We start from the raw sequence: 13,763 nt of genomic DNA, 5'->3' as shown, positions 1-13,763 counted from the left end.
AGCGACTATGGACCCCGCTCTCATTGTCCTCTTCGTCGGTGCAGCGCTCGCTAGCCTGTTCATGGCATGGGTCATCGGTGCCGGGTCGAGCGGCGCAACCCCGTTCGCACCCGCTGTCGGCGCGAACGCCATCTCAACGATGCGGGCCGCCTTCCTCGTCGGCATTTTCGGCTTCGCCGGAGCCGTTACACAGGGCGGCAACGTCTCGGAAGCCATCGGCAGTGGCCTCGTCGGCGGTATCAGCTTGCCCGTCGCCGGCGTCATACTCGTGCTCGTGTTGGGCGCGGGGCTGATGGTGATCGGCATCACGACCGGCTATCCGATCGCGACTGCGTTCACCGTGACCGGCGCCGTCATCGGTGTCGGCCTCGCCCTCGGCGGAACGCCGGTCTGGTCGAAGTACCAGCAGATCGCCGCCGTCTGGGTACTGACGCCGTTCGTCGGCGGTGGCATCGCGTTCACCATCGCGAGCCTCCTCCCCCGTCCTTATGTTCCCGAACGGTACAGTATTCCCGCCCTCGCCGGTCTCGTCGGCGCCGTTCTCGTGAATGTCCAGTTCAGCTTCCTGGGTGAGGGGAGCGCGTCAGGGACCGTCCGCGGTCTCGGACATCGGGTGCTGGCAATCGACGGGCTCGCGGTGGCGGTCGGTATTACGGGCCTCGCGGCGCTGGCCGTCGCGACCGTCGTCTGGTGGGACGTCAGTCGCGACGAACGCGGTGGCCTGCGGCGGATGCTGCTCGCACTCGGGTCGCTGGTGGCGTTCTCCGCGGGCGGGAGCCAGGTCGGGCTCGCCGTCGGGCCGCTGCTACCGTTGCTTGATGAGGTTGGGGTGGTCTCGACGTTCACCGTGCTCGTCGGCGGCGGTCTAGGAATGCTCGTCGGCTCGTGGACCGGTGCTCCCCGGATGATCAAGTCACTGGCCCGGGACTACTCGTCGCTGGGACCGCGGCGGTCCATCTCGGCGCTCGTGCCGTCGTTCCTGATTGCACAGCTGGCAGTCCTGTTAGGCGTCCCGGTCTCGTTCAACGAGATCGTCGTCAGCGCCATCATCGGGAGCGGTGCCGCTGTCGGCGGGTGGGATGCGGTGGATGCGCGAAAAGTTCTCGTGACTGTGGGTGCGTGGGCAGGGTCGTTCGGGCTTTCGTTTATGCTCGCGTACGCCGCCGCGTTCCTCCTACTGTGAGCGCTCTCGAGGAGCGCGGCCTACTGTACCGCGAGCGCCAAGGGCGGCCGTATCGCATCTACAGAGAACAGCGAGAGTTCCACGGGTCACCTGACCCGTGGGTGAATCGCGTACGCTTGCCTAATGTTCCGTCTCCTCAATGTATCGACGAACTACGTCCTCGGAAACAGCACCAGTCGTCCCAACGTAGTATCCATCCTTCCACAACCCACTTCCCCAGAAATACTGCTGTTTGATTTCCGCGTGACGTTTCAGAATCATTCGGCTCGAGCAGCCCTTGAACTGCTTTGCAATCTCGGCAGGACTCCATTTCGGGTCAGCCTCCACGAACAAGTGAACGTGGTCTGTGGCAATCTCCACTGACACAATCTCGTGACCGAACTGTTCAGCAGTTCCTTGGAACAGTTCCGCAAGTTCGTCTCGAACTAACTCCAACATCCCGTGGCGATACTTCGAGCACCACACGAAATGATACTTACACAAACTAACCGAATGTGCATGACTCCTGTAGTCTCCCATCTGAATCCCTACATTTATTATCACTTGATTCGATAGTCAAGATATGGGTATCGAAGCAGTCACGAAGACCGCACGCACTCGACTCTGTATAGAGTCTGGTGAGCGGTCGTGGCTCAAAGATGCCCGTTACACCGCACGAGACATCGCCAACGATACACTCCGACTCAAACAAAACGGCTACTCACGCACCGAGATTCAGAAGGAAGTTGACCGCGATGGCTTTCTTCGGAACAACAAGTGTGCGGTCGTCGGGAAAGCCCTGCAAGCGTGGGACTCCTACAAAGAACTCCTCAACTGGTGGCACGACCAAGACGACACCAACGTCGGCAAACCGTCACCACCGGCCACGGACAAGAAGGGAGCATACCCGCTCGTTATGGCGCACACCGAAGGCTACCGACTCACCTACAACGACGAGACCGACCGTATTCGATTCCGTGTGAGTCCAAAGCCGTACAAGAAGGTGAAAGGGCACCTTCGAGGGCGACCAGAAGACCTCACCCTCATCGAGTCAGCCTTAGCGGATGACGAGTGGTCGTTGGGACAGGTCGAACTTCTGTACCGAGATGGCGTGTACTACCTACACGTCACGGTCAAAACAGAGGTTGAAGTGCCTGAACCTGAAGACGCTGACACTCTCGTCGGCGTCGATATTAACGAGCGTAACATCGCACTCACCGCTCTTGATCGTGAGACGATGGACACGCTCGGAACACTCGTGCTGGACTACGGCTCTGTGAAAGCCGAACGCCAACGCTACCACACCATCACCAAACGCTGTCAAGAACACGGCCAACACTCCATTTACCACCAACTCGGTGAGAAAGAAGAACGCTACACCGGGTGGATTCTTCATCGGATGTCCCGAGTTGTGGTGGAGTTCGCTCAACAGTTCCCGAATCCGGTTATCGTGTTCGAGGACTTGAGTGGGATTCGAGACGCCATCAAGTACGGCACATACATGAACCGTCGTCTGCACAAACTGCCGTTCCACAAGTTCGAGCAACAGGTTCGATACAAAGCGACGTGGAATCAGATTCCGTGTGAGACGGTGGAGTCGCCGTACAACTCGAAGTCGTGTTCGTGCTGTGGACACCGTGGCTACCGCCAAGGTCGGCGGTTCCGCTGTACGAATGAGTCGTGTGCGGTTCAGCAAGACCATGCTGACCGAAACGCGAGTGTGAACGTGGCGTGGCGAGCGAGGGCAAAACACGCTAACGTGGACGTTGAATCGGTTAATTACCGGACTCGCAAAACCCAACCATTTGTTCGGAAGGTGAGCCTGTCCGGGTCGGGGCGTTCTGTAAACCGCCCATCCTCATCCCGCGAAATCGCTTCGCGTGGAGTGCTATCGACGTAGGCTGAGGGAACAAGAAAAGCCACGGGTCACCCGACCCGTGGTCGTTTACCGATCAGTACAGGAGATTCACTAACCAATCAGTGGATGGGGCAACGCAGCTACTGGGCCGGATTCTCGGTCTGTCGTACAATGCAGTTCGTGAGGAGTCTCGAATCCGGTTTCTTGGTCACTATTCCGCATACACGAGAGTTCGTCGGCACTCGGGACAGACGTATGGAACTGGAGTGAGGATTTCGTCTGCCTGGAGGCTGCTAAGAAACCCGTCGTCTGATGCTTCTGAGATGATAGAGAGCGTTCCCATGACGTCGGTTCCTTGTAACTCCATCTGCTCTAATGGTTCCTCGCAGTCCGGACAGACCTTCTCAGAGGGCATGTGTATAGTTCGCCCACTACTCTCAAAAACTATTTTGATTTGTGCTCTCACTCGGTTTTGGCTGGTGGGTTCTGTTGAGCCCTTCAAAGAGTGGTAAGAATGACGTGCTAAACTTGGAGGACGGGCTCGGCAATACGGGTATTATTTTCCAGACGCGGAACATAACTTGTATGTGGTTCCTACTGACTGTCGGTGTTGGGCCAGTTTCGTGCATCGGATTTAACGAGGCCCAGTAGAAGTCGACGTCGGTCGTCTACCTCTACAAGCGAGTCGGTAAACTCCGCGTCCGCGACTGTAGGAATCCCCCTGTCGCGCAACTGTTCGAGATCGGGGGCAGGGGGGGACTGCGACGCTGGTCCGACGAACCCGCTCTCCAGTGTATCAAGGTACGTCTGGACGCTCGACCGGGCTTGCTTGATGGCTGGCTCACTCGGACGGTGCTCTGGGGCGACGCCGAACCGGAGAAGCGTGAGCGTCTCGTCCAACACGGTGACGTTTGTCGTCGGTGCCTGCGATTTCTCTGGCGTGAAGAAGTAGTGGAGGATGGGGTACGCCTTGTGGTTCGCTGTCAGCGTACCGAGTTGGTTCGCGATCAGGTTTAGCGGTACGTCTAGTCCCTGGAACGAGCCCTCGTCCCAGCTCGTTTCGAGAATCTCAGTACTCTGTTCACCGAGTCCGTGGATGCTGCTCGCCAGTGAGCGTTTCTGTGTCACGGAACTGAGAACATTGAGAACGTACGTGACACTGAGCGTGACAAAGAACATCCCGCTGGCCGTGGTGAGCGCTGTCGCGACCTGCCAGATCCCGCCGTTCGGCGTGAAATCTCCGTTCCCCATCGTGAAGACCGTGTACCCGACGAAGTAGAATCGCTCTGTCCAGGAGATCGGGCCGGTGTTTCGCGTGTCGATGAGACTCTCCTCGCCGCCTGCGAAAAGGAACGTCCATCCGCTCCAGAGAAGTGCAATCCACATGGTGAGTCCGAGGATGAGAATTATCGGTCCGGAAAGCGAGAGCACGCGATGCCGCTTACCGGACACCTTCTTGAGTACCTTCCAGGTACTGGACATCAGACGGGAGGTGAGGGGACCCGCTCTCCCGTCGACCCACAGCGTCGTCCAGAGCATGTCGATCACGGCCAACAGGAGCAAGACTACGCCAACACCGAGGGGGAGCAGATTCATATTGCCCAACTGCTAAAGTCGGTTTTCGAACTGTGTCGTATAATCTGGATTGTCATCTGGTGAGACCTGTCTGAGGATCTACCGTGCCTTGGCGATGTCTGCTGATGAACGTAGGAGATACCGTCGGTCGTTCCGTTACGCGTTCGCCATCTGGCGGCAACTTTCGGCGCACTGCTGGAGCACGTCGGCACAGACCTGGCAATGTTCTGCATCGTGGCGCTCACATTTCGCAGCGCACTCCTCACAGGCATCGGCACAGGTCTCTGCAAGCTGGGAACTGTACTTCGAGTCCCCCATGAAGCGCGCGTGTAGCGTCGTGAGATCGGCAGCGTCTCGACAGAGCCGGGCACACTCCTCCCTTCCTGGGCCGTTTCGAGACAGTCATCGATACATTCAGCCGCTATTTCGCTCTCGCTACGTGGCCGATCTGAGTCAGAGCCATTACACATCTTCGTCCATGCGACCACGCTTTGTTACCAACAGCATATGGCCAAACGAGGGGTAATAGGAAGACCCACTGTGGTTCTCCGGTCTACACGAAAGATGAGACGGGGAGACGATTGGATTCAAGTATACATAGCTGTCCGTGAGGTGTTGTTATCGAAGCGTGTCGTCGGGGGATACGCAACACCGCTACACTGAGCAGTTCGGTCAACCTGATTGTGCAGCGCTATCTATACTGAATATGCGCGTTGTCTGCAGCACGAACTTGATAAACTATCACCAAACGAGGATTTCAACAGAGCCTGCGCAGTAACAATCTCTACTGCAGATCCAGAATTGTTTGGAACCGTGGTCGTGGGTGCTTGCCCTCGAGACGAGCGACATTCGTGTATTACCGTCCTCACTACGAGGCCGATACTCGACTCCCTGAAAGAGAGGCTATGCCCTCCACAACGCTCTCCCGTGGCCGTATAATGGGACCGAGTTCCATCGCCCCGTCGGCCTCTCAGGCTGTCTGTCCCAGCGCAGGTCATCAGTTCATCGCGTTCCCGCTCGGTGTGCCCGCACTCTTCGACACCTTCTGGCGACCAGACACAATATCGGCCGTGTAACGATATAGATTGGCCTAGTACGGGGACGTGGAATGTCCCTTGCCGAAACACTCTCCAAGATCGACCACCTGGACGACGACGCGCGCGAGTGCATCGAGATCTGCACTGAAGCCGCTGAGGCCTGTGAGTGGTGTGCAGACGAGTGTCTCGGCGACGAGGAGATGGAAGCGTGTGCTCGTCTCTGTCGCGACGTCGCCGATCTCACGACGCTGCACGCCCGGTTCATGGCTCGCGACTCCAACTACAGCCCACAACTGGCCGAAGCCTGCGCCGGTGCCTGTGAGGAGTGTGCCGAAGAATGTGGGCGTCACGATGACGAGCACTGCCAGGTCTGTGCCGAGGTTCTCACGGAATGCGCCGAGAGCTGTCGGAACATGATGAGCAGCTGACCGACGCCCGAACAGCACACGAACCAGCCCGTTGCGATGCTGTCTGGTGGCTCCAACCAGTGTCCGGGAGAAGACCGGCATCCCGGTACAGAACCCTGCCGACCGCGCTTAGAGTTCCGGAACCGCAGTGAACAGGAGGACGAACGCGTTCACGGCCAGTAACACCAGTACGAGCCACTGGAAGATGCGCTCGGGGATGTGGTCGAAGATGTACACGCCGACCCAGGCACCGAGGAACACCATCGGCATGGCGACGGCAGCCTCGATCATCAGTGGTGTCGTCACCGCTCCCGTGTAGGTGAGACTCCCGAGGCGGTACAGCATGAGCGTCCCGAAGAAGGCGGTGAACGTGGCCTTCATCTCCTCGTCGCTCCAGAACCCGCTCGCCGACATGAAGGCCCCGTAGACGATCATCGGCGGGCCGGGAACGGCGACGGCACCGCCGAGGATTCCCGCGAGCAGCCCAGCCGTCGCGCCGACTACCTTCCCCGGCCTGTACTCCTTCTCCTCGATCCAGTCCGTGACGGCGTCGAGTTGCTGGGTCGCACCGACGACGATGACAGCCAGCACGAGCACCGCCCCGATGGCGACGCGCATCTGTGCCGCGTCGAACCGACTGAACACGACGATGCCGAGCGGCATCCCGACGACGAGACCAGCGACGGGGACGATCCACTTCTCCCAGTCGAACGCGTCCCGGACGCTCCACAAGACGCGGGCGTTGGCCACCACCGCCGTTGCCGTGAAGATGATCGACGCGCTCGAGGGCGACCGGAACAGCGGCATGATGCCCATCGACACCTGCGCGAAGCCGAACCCAGCAATACCGTGAACGGCGGCCGCGACGAGGATGACGACCGCAGACAGCCCCGTCGTTACCCAGTCACTCGTCATTACTCCTGCCTCCATTCTCCCGGTAGATCACGGATCTGGATGGGCGATACTTCGACTGCATCTTCCATTGTAATGCTCCCCTCTGAAGCAGTAAGCGAACGCTGGATTACAGTTCGAATCCGAGACAAAACGCGATTCACGTGGTCCGTGCTCCACCCTGACGCCGCCGGCGAGTCCGGCCGCTCTGACAGTGACAGCAGTTGTGAACGCTGGGCTCGTGCGCTTCGATACTCGAGTACTGTCTGGATAATTATACCCGGACGTTCCGAACGTTCGATGTCTGTAACGACGGTCACATCACGATGAACGAGCATGAAACGGATATCGGCGAGTGGCAGTCCCTCGGCGGCGTCCCTGTCGGAGACGGCAACGATGACGCCGACGTGGTCTTCGCTCACGTCAGCGACCTCCACGGACAGCTGACGCCGCGCCATCAGGTCTACTACGACAACCCGACGTCGAAGCCGAACCTCGACTTCGGAGACGACGACCGCGTCGTAGAGCGGGGCGGCGGAATCCCCCTGCTCGCAGCCAAACTCGACGAACTCCGCGAGCACCACGACGTCTGTACGCTCATGAGCGGCGACACGTTCCACGGCTCCGCCGTGACCACCTACACCGATGGGCGAGCGATGCTCGAGCCCATCAACGACCACCTCGCGCCCGACGTCTACGTCCCCGGCAACTGGGACTTCTCGAACGAGGCCGCCGAGGATGGCAACTTCGTGGAGCTGATGGACGGCCTCGACGCCCCGATTCTCGCGAACAACCTCTACGACTGGGAGACCGACGAGCGGATATACGACGCCTATCGGATCCTCGATGTCGGTGGACTCTCTGTGGGCGTCATCGGGATGACGAACGTCTACGTCGACCGGATGGCACCCGCGTTCTCCGAGGGGAAGTACCGCTTCGGCAAGCACCCCGCACTCCTCGAGGAGTCCGCTCAGGTCGTTCGCGAGGCCGGCGCGGACGTCGTGGTCGCGGTCACCGAGATCGGCCTGCCGTGGATGGTCCAGGCCGCCAAGGACTGCCCGAGCGTGGACGTGATGTTCAGCGCACACACTCACGAGTACACCTACGATCCCATCGTCGTCGAGGAGACCGAGACTGTCGTCGTCGAGTCCGGCATGGGCGAGGCGCTCGGCCGCGTGGACCTCCGAGTTCGAGACGGGGAGATACAGTTCCGTCACCACCTCTACTGTCTGACCGAGGACGGCGAGCACACGCCGGAACCTGACGCCGACGCGGCGGAGACCGTCGAAGCCGTGCGCGCGCCCTTCTTCGAGGACGACCCGGGATTCGAGCGAGGGGCCGGCACGCTCGAGAAGCCCCTCGATACGGTCGTCGGCCGGACGGAAAAACCACTCTACCGGCAGTCGTTCCTCGAAAGCGCGTGGAACACGCTGTTCAACGACGCACTGCAGGCGCACTTCGAGACGGACCTCGCCGTCTCGCACGGGTTCCGGTACGGGACGGCAATCCCACCCGGAGAGATTACGCTCGGCGAACTGTACACGTTCTTCCCGATGACGACGCCCGTCGCCCGCGGCGTCGCTTACGGCCAGCAACTCACGAACCACATGGAGAAGTTCCTCGAGGACAACTTCACGCCGTACCCCTACGACCAGGAGGACGGTCGCGTCCGCAACTTCTCCTCGAACGTCGAGGTGACTGTCGACCCGACGGCCAAGCGCGGCCGTCGCCTCGTCGAGCTGCAGGTCGGCGGCGAGCCGGTCGACCCCGAGGAGACGTACTCGGTGGCGACGTTCCACCGGCCCGGCGACCCAGAACGCGACCTCGGCAACTGCGGGTTCCCCTTCCAGGACGTCGAGGTCGACGACGGGACGATACCGGTCAACGTCATCGTCGAGTACCTCGAGGACCACTCGCCAGTCGACTACGAGGTGATGGGGCTGGTCGAGACCGCCGACGATGGCGGCCGAGCCCAGAACACGCCCGCAGACGGGCCGTATCCGTTCATCCAGCCCGGAGTCGACTACACGGACGGCGAAGCGTACTGCGAGACGGCCATGATTTCGCGCGGGAACACGTTCCCCGAAGAAGGGCGTAATCGAACGCGCTAGGGGGCGACAGCGCACGCGACAGCTGCGGCGAGCGGCGATCTCGAAGGACACCACATGACACGACACAGGTGAGATACGATGGTCGAAAACATCACTCCGGAACAACTCGCGGACAAGATCGACGCCGACGAACAGTTCACGCTCATCGACGTGCGTCCCGAAGACAGCTACGAAGCCTGGCACGTACGCGACGCAGAGAACGTTCCGTACGACCCTGACGAGAGCTTGAGCGAGGAACAACTGAACGAGGTGAACGCACTGGTCGACGGGAGGCCGGTTGTCGCCATCTGCGGGAGCGGTATATCGTCGACGCCGTTCGCGTTCGACCTCGAAGAGCACGACTACGACGACGTCTCGGTCGTTACTGGCGGGATGGAGGAGTGGAGCAAACTCTACGAGGTCGTCCCCATCGAGACGTCCAGCGACGACCTCGTCGTTCGACAGGTCCAGCGCCGAGCGAAGGGCTGTCTCGGCTACGTCGTCGGCTCGAAGGAGGCGAAAGACGCCGCCGTGGTCGATGCGACAAGACAGACCGACCAGTTCAAAGTTGCAGCCCAGGACGCCGGGCTCTCCATAGCGCGCGTGCTCGATACGCACGTCCACGCCGACCACATCTCGGGCAGCCCGACACTCGCCGACGAGGTCGGCGTGCCCTACCACCTCGGCGAAGGGGCCAGCGAGCGCGGCGTCGAGTACGAATACGAACCACTATCGGATGGCGACGTCATCGAGGTCGGCGACGTCGAGATCGAGGCGTTGCACACGCCCGGCCACACCTCGGAGATGATGAACTACCTCGTCGACGGGGAGCTCCTGTTGACGGGGGATACGCTGTTCGTCGACTCCGTCGGACGGACGGAACTCCAGTTCGGCGAGGACGACGCCTCCCGTGGAGCGGAACTGCTGTACGACTCGCTCCACGAGACCATCCTCGACCTCCCAGACGACACGACGATCCTGCCGGGCCACCTCACCGTCACGAGCGACGGCCGCTACGAGAACGGCTCGCCGGGCGAACCCCTCGAAGCCCGGCTCGGGGACCTCCGCGACGAACTGGACTTCCTCGGGCTGGACCGCGACGCGTTCGTCGAGCGCCTGACCGAGGACGTCCCGGAGAAGCCCCCGAACTACGAGGCGGTCATCGCCATCAACACCGGCAAAGACACCGTCGACGACGAGAACGAGGCGACTGAACTCGAACTGGGGCCGAACAACTGTGCCGCGTAGACAGCACTCGTTCTCCCGTCGCAGACTCCTCCAGCTGACGGGGACGACAAGTCTCGGCACGCTCGCGGGCTGTATCGGTCAGCTATCGGGCTCCGACCAGGCTGGGGGTCGTGAGGTGCCGCCCCGCTCGACAGTTTCAGCCGAGCCGGATACGTCCGTCACCCTCACTGCGGCGTCCGGGACCATCCGACCAGCCCCCGAGACGTCGACGACCAACTGGATGTACGAGGGTCGATTCCCGGGGCCGGAGCTACGCGTTCAGGAGGGTGACGTGCTCAGCGTCGAGGTGGCCAACGAACTCCAGGCGGAGACGACGATTCACTGGCACGGGATTCCCGTCGCGAATCCGATGGACGGCGTGCCGAACGTGACCCAGGACCCGGTCGCTCCCGGTGATACGTTCACGTACACGTTCCGTGCCGAACCCGCCGGGACGTACTTCTACCACAGTCACGTCGGGCTCCAGCTCGACCGTGGATTGCTCGGTCCACTGGTCGTCGAAGAACGTGACCCACACGTCGAGTACGACCGCGAGTACGTCGTCGTCGTCGACGATTACCTCCCCGGAGAGCCGGAACTTCCTTCGGACGGAGGGATGGGCGACGGTGGTGGAATGGGTGGGGGAGGCGGGATGATGGGAGACGTTCGGCCGCCGTACGAGGGTCTCCTGATCAACGGTCGGCTTCCAGCGGATCCACCGACGTTCGAAGTGACAGAAGGAGAGCGGGTGCGCCTCCGGTTCGTGAACGCCGGCAGCGCGACAGTCTTCGGTGTACGAATCGCAGGCCACGAGATGACAGTGACCCACGCCGATGGTCGACCCGTCGAACCCGTCGACGTGGACTCGTTCGTCTTCGGAGCCGGTGAGCGTTACGACGCCGTGATTGAGGCGACGAACCCGGGCACGTGGGCCGTTCAAGCGGATGCGCTCGATGGAAACGAACCACCAGCGACAGCCGTCGTCGAGTACGAGTCAGCGAGCGGGGAGAGCCCACAGCGCCCGTCGTCGGCCAGTAACCGGCTGCAGTACGGTGACTTGCAGGCAATCTCTTCGCTCGACGGGGTGAGTGGCGGTCCGGATCGAACGTTCGATCTGACGCTCTCCCGTGGCAGGGGCCAGTCCTACACGTGGACGATCGACGGGCAGGCCTACCCGGACGCCGATCCGCTCCAGATTCGGCCCGGGGAACACGTCCGCATCCGGATGACCAACATGAGCCCGGTCGTCCACCCGATGCACCTCCACGGTCACTTCTTCCAGGTCGGCAACGCGATCAAAGACACGGTCATCGTCCCCGGACAGAGAGGGCAGGTGACGATCGACTTCCACGCCGACAACCCCGGCCGGTGGTTGTTCCACTGTCACAACCTGTACCATCTCGATGCAGGGATGGCGCGTGTCGTGAGATACGTCGAGTGACGGGGTTGAAGGTCCGGTTCCGGATCGTTCACGCCGTCGTTCCTGTGGCACTGCTCCTGTTCCGGGAGACGGGTCGAGTGTCGTTCGACGGCGAACACAGCTCGAACGTACCGGATGACCGGAACAACTGCTGTTCCAACCGGTGCACCACATCCCCAGCGCCCGCCGTTGCGGCACCCAACCGTTAACCCCGTGGGCGGAGTACGATATTCCATGGAATACACAATACAGACGTCGGTCACCGGCGAGTTCGACGACGTCGTCGACACGACGATCGCAGCGCTCGAAGACGAAGGATTCGGCGTCCTCTGTGACATCGACATCCAGGCGACGCTCGAGGAGAAACTCGGCGAAGAGTTCCGCCAGTACCGCATTCTCGGCGCATGCAATCCCCCGCTGGCGTACGAGGGACTGACCGAAGAGATTGAACTCGGCGCACTCCTCCCGTGTAACGTCATCGTCTACGAAACCGATGCCGGCGAGGTCATGGTGAGTGCAGTCGATCCGCAACAGCTGATCGACATCGCCGACAACGAGGCGCTCGATTCAATCGCGAACGAGGTCCACGACCGGTTCGAGCGCGTCCTCACCAGTGTCGCTGACGAATCCGAATCCTCGTCGGAGGCTAAGTAGCGATGTCGTCATCGAATCAACTCGACACCACGACCATCGTCCTCCTCATCCTCGGGGCGATCATCGTGCTGCCCTTGCTCACGATGGGGATGGGATTCGGCGGGATGATGGGCTACGGTGGAATGATGGGCGGATACGGGACGACCAGCGGCTGGTGGCCACTCGTCGGGATGCTCGTCCCACTGGTCTTCCTCCTCGTCCTGCTGGGGGGAGGATACCTCGTCCTCCGTCGCGTGACGGAATCGCAGTCGTCGCGGAACCCCGCGCTGGAGGAATTGCGCATGGCGTTCGCCCGGGGTGACCTCACCGAGGAGGAGTTCGAGACGCGTCGGAACAAACTCGAACGCCGGGAGTAATCGGCCCGACCACCAACTCCGGGCCTCCCACGTACGCCTCCTTGGAATCCGTGACCCACACAGCTTCCGGATGTGAACAGGGATGTGGAAAAAGTACAAGACCACACGGACTACTATGACCGAAGTACTCCCCTTCACGGAGGAGGCTTGCGGGGCATGCCCAACGCAGCGAGAGGACAAACAGGGCATCGAGGATGCGTATCCGGATGTCGAATTCCGGAGGTCGACACCCGGACCCACCTGGAAACGGTCGAGTAGCCGCTCGTCGGCAATTAGGCCACAGTCCTCACAGACGGATTCGTCACCGCCGGGCGCGGCGCGTCCATCGCATTCGGGGCAGTTGTTGGTGTTTCTCTCGGTCGGTACGTCCTCGTCGAACGTCGTCGGGTAGATGTCACCAACAGGTATCCGAATCCAGCACTCCGAGGCGCTCGCCTGCTCGACGAACCCCTCGCCCGTCAAGGGTCAATAAATTCCCCATGGCGGTCGTCAATTTGCACTCGATTAATTCGATCAACGGATCCGACGAGTGGGCGGTTGAAATACTTTTTAGATGATATGTTCGCATTCACATATGGGATATTAACTGTTGAGGCGCATTTTTATCTTCGTGTCGTTCATCGTTTGGACTGGTCCGTTGCGAGATCGATGTCGTCCATCCAGAGTCCTGTATCAACTCGAAACGTGGGCGTTGCCGACATCCTGTTTCTTCACCATACCCCGAAATTGTATTCGGAACATGATGTCTGGCCCGGCCTCATGGACCTGTCGTGGACCTTGCTAATGACGAGTGCAGCGAACGAGTTCACCAGGTAGCGGACACTACCGAACTCTTAAGTGGTCGTTCCAGCGGGAGCTCTATTCGTCAATCTGGCATTTTTGAGTTGTAGAGTAGCGTAGTGAGGCAGCTGTGGTCGGTCGCCAGACACCAGTCGTATCCAAACATATCCTACTTAGCAGTAATCTGTATAGCTGTCACGTTTGGCGTGTAAGTGGATGATTGGATTCCATCAAGGAGTGCCGTTTCTCGTTGCTTAAACTCCAGGTCACTCTCGACCCTACTTGGAGCTGGGGCTGGAGGTCTCT

12 protein-coding genes and 1 pseudogene are annotated in these 13,763 nt (G+C 60.7%); 8 read left to right on the top strand and 5 right to left on the bottom strand.

What is annotated here, in order from left to right:
* Positions 1 to 7 precede the first annotated feature (7 nt).
* Positions 8 to 1,183 carry an inorganic phosphate transporter gene (locus NOW55_RS18665; RefSeq protein ID WP_256401999.1) on the top strand — a complete coding sequence of 392 codons (1,176 nt, stop codon included), beginning with the start codon at positions 8 to 10 and terminating at the stop codon, positions 1,181 to 1,183.
* Positions 1,184 to 1,303: 120 nt separating this feature from the next.
* Here NOW55_RS18665 and tnpA read toward each other — a convergent pair whose 3' ends face one another.
* Positions 1,304 to 1,702: an IS200/IS605 family transposase gene (gene tnpA, locus NOW55_RS18660; protein ID WP_256401633.1), complete on the bottom strand. Its 399-nt coding sequence runs from the start codon at positions 1,700 to 1,702 to the stop codon at positions 1,304 to 1,306.
* 43 nt (positions 1,703 to 1,745) lie between these two features.
* On the opposite strand from tnpA, the gene NOW55_RS18655 reads away from it, so the two are divergent.
* On the top strand, positions 1,746 to 3,062 hold the full coding sequence (locus NOW55_RS18655; protein ID WP_256401632.1) for an RNA-guided endonuclease TnpB family protein: 1,317 nt from the start codon (positions 1,746 to 1,748) through the stop codon (positions 3,060 to 3,062).
* A gap of 169 nt (positions 3,063 to 3,231) precedes the next feature.
* Here the strand turns inward: NOW55_RS18655 and NOW55_RS18650 are convergent, their stop codons facing one another.
* From NOW55_RS18650 to NOW55_RS20890, 3 genes and pseudogenes are all read right to left on the bottom strand, one after another.
* Entirely contained in the window at positions 3,232 to 3,435 is a 204-nt protein-coding gene (locus NOW55_RS18650) for a hypothetical protein (RefSeq protein WP_256401631.1), read from the bottom strand.
* A 179-nt stretch (positions 3,436 to 3,614) separates the two neighbouring features.
* Entirely contained in the window at positions 3,615 to 4,616 is a 1,002-nt protein-coding gene (locus NOW55_RS18645; protein WP_256401630.1) for a potassium channel family protein, read from the bottom strand.
* Positions 4,617 to 4,751: 135 nt separating this feature from the next.
* Positions 4,752 to 5,058: pseudogene (locus tag NOW55_RS20890) on the bottom strand (four-helix bundle copper-binding protein).
* Positions 5,059 to 5,703: 645 nt separating this feature from the next.
* On the opposite strand from NOW55_RS20890, the gene NOW55_RS18640 reads away from it, so the two are divergent.
* Positions 5,704 to 6,060 carry a four-helix bundle copper-binding protein gene (locus NOW55_RS18640; protein ID WP_256401629.1) on the top strand — a complete coding sequence of 119 codons (357 nt, stop codon included), beginning with the start codon at positions 5,704 to 5,706 and terminating at the stop codon, positions 6,058 to 6,060.
* A 108-nt stretch (positions 6,061 to 6,168) separates the two neighbouring features.
* Here the strand turns inward: NOW55_RS18640 and NOW55_RS18635 are convergent, their stop codons facing one another.
* The gene (locus NOW55_RS18635) at positions 6,169 to 6,954 is read right to left on the bottom strand and encodes a sulfite exporter TauE/SafE family protein (protein ID WP_256401628.1); all 786 of its coding nucleotides are present in this window, start codon (positions 6,952 to 6,954) and stop codon (positions 6,169 to 6,171) included.
* Positions 6,955 to 7,256: 302 nt separating this feature from the next.
* Here NOW55_RS18635 and NOW55_RS18630 point away from each other — a divergent pair, with 302 nt between their 5' ends.
* From NOW55_RS18630 to NOW55_RS18610, 5 genes are all read left to right on the top strand, one after another.
* Positions 7,257 to 9,041, top strand: coding sequence for a 5'-nucleotidase C-terminal domain-containing protein (locus tag NOW55_RS18630; protein ID WP_256401627.1), 1,785 nt, complete (start codon positions 7,257 to 7,259; stop codon positions 9,039 to 9,041).
* Between the two features lie 78 nt (positions 9,042 to 9,119).
* Positions 9,120 to 10,268: an MBL fold metallo-hydrolase gene (locus tag NOW55_RS18625; protein ID WP_256401626.1), complete on the top strand. Its 1,149-nt coding sequence runs from the start codon at positions 9,120 to 9,122 to the stop codon at positions 10,266 to 10,268.
* Complete coding sequence (locus NOW55_RS18620) at positions 10,258 to 11,688, top strand: multicopper oxidase family protein (protein ID WP_390293717.1); 1,431 nt, start codon at positions 10,258 to 10,260, stop codon at positions 11,686 to 11,688. The genes NOW55_RS18625 and NOW55_RS18620 overlap by 11 nt, the downstream gene beginning before the upstream one ends.
* 213 nt (positions 11,689 to 11,901) lie before the next feature.
* Positions 11,902 to 12,321 carry a DUF302 domain-containing protein gene (locus NOW55_RS18615; RefSeq protein WP_256401624.1) on the top strand — a complete coding sequence of 140 codons (420 nt, stop codon included), beginning with the start codon at positions 11,902 to 11,904 and terminating at the stop codon, positions 12,319 to 12,321.
* A gap of 2 nt (positions 12,322 to 12,323) precedes the next feature.
* A complete protein-coding gene (locus NOW55_RS18610; protein ID WP_256401623.1) occupies positions 12,324 to 12,677 on the top strand; it encodes an SHOCT domain-containing protein in 354 nt (117 codons plus the stop codon).
* Positions 12,678 to 13,763 lie beyond the last annotated feature (1,086 nt).

Source organism: Haloarchaeobius litoreus, from assembly GCF_024495425.1.
GTDB classification, from domain to species: Archaea; Halobacteriota; Halobacteria; order Halobacteriales; family Natrialbaceae; genus Haloarchaeobius; species Haloarchaeobius litoreus.
Note: the sequence above shows the minus strand (reverse complement) of the source record. Positions and strands in the feature narration are given on the sequence as shown.

Coding starts and splice junctions, on each gene's coding strand:
- NOW55_RS18615 (WP_256401624.1), top strand. CDS start 11,902: ATGGAATACACAATACAGACGTCGGTCACCGGCGAGTTCGACGACGTC.
- NOW55_RS18650 (WP_256401631.1), bottom strand. CDS start 3,435: ATGCCCTCTGAGAAGGTCTGTCCGGACTGCGAGGAACCATTAGAGCAG.
- NOW55_RS18645 (WP_256401630.1), bottom strand. CDS start 4,616: ATGAATCTGCTCCCCCTCGGTGTTGGCGTAGTCTTGCTCCTGTTGGCC.
- NOW55_RS18655 (WP_256401632.1), top strand. CDS start 1,746: ATGGGTATCGAAGCAGTCACGAAGACCGCACGCACTCGACTCTGTATA.
- NOW55_RS18640 (WP_256401629.1), top strand. CDS start 5,704: ATGTCCCTTGCCGAAACACTCTCCAAGATCGACCACCTGGACGACGAC.
- tnpA (WP_256401633.1), bottom strand. CDS start 1,702: ATGGGAGACTACAGGAGTCATGCACATTCGGTTAGTTTGTGTAAGTAT.
- NOW55_RS18635 (WP_256401628.1), bottom strand. CDS start 6,954: ATGACGAGTGACTGGGTAACGACGGGGCTGTCTGCGGTCGTCATCCTC.
- NOW55_RS18610 (WP_256401623.1), top strand. CDS start 12,324: ATGTCGTCATCGAATCAACTCGACACCACGACCATCGTCCTCCTCATC.
- NOW55_RS18630 (WP_256401627.1), top strand. CDS start 7,257: ATGAACGAGCATGAAACGGATATCGGCGAGTGGCAGTCCCTCGGCGGC.
- NOW55_RS18665 (WP_256401999.1), top strand. CDS start 8: ATGGACCCCGCTCTCATTGTCCTCTTCGTCGGTGCAGCGCTCGCTAGC.
- NOW55_RS18625 (WP_256401626.1), top strand. CDS start 9,120: ATGGTCGAAAACATCACTCCGGAACAACTCGCGGACAAGATCGACGCC.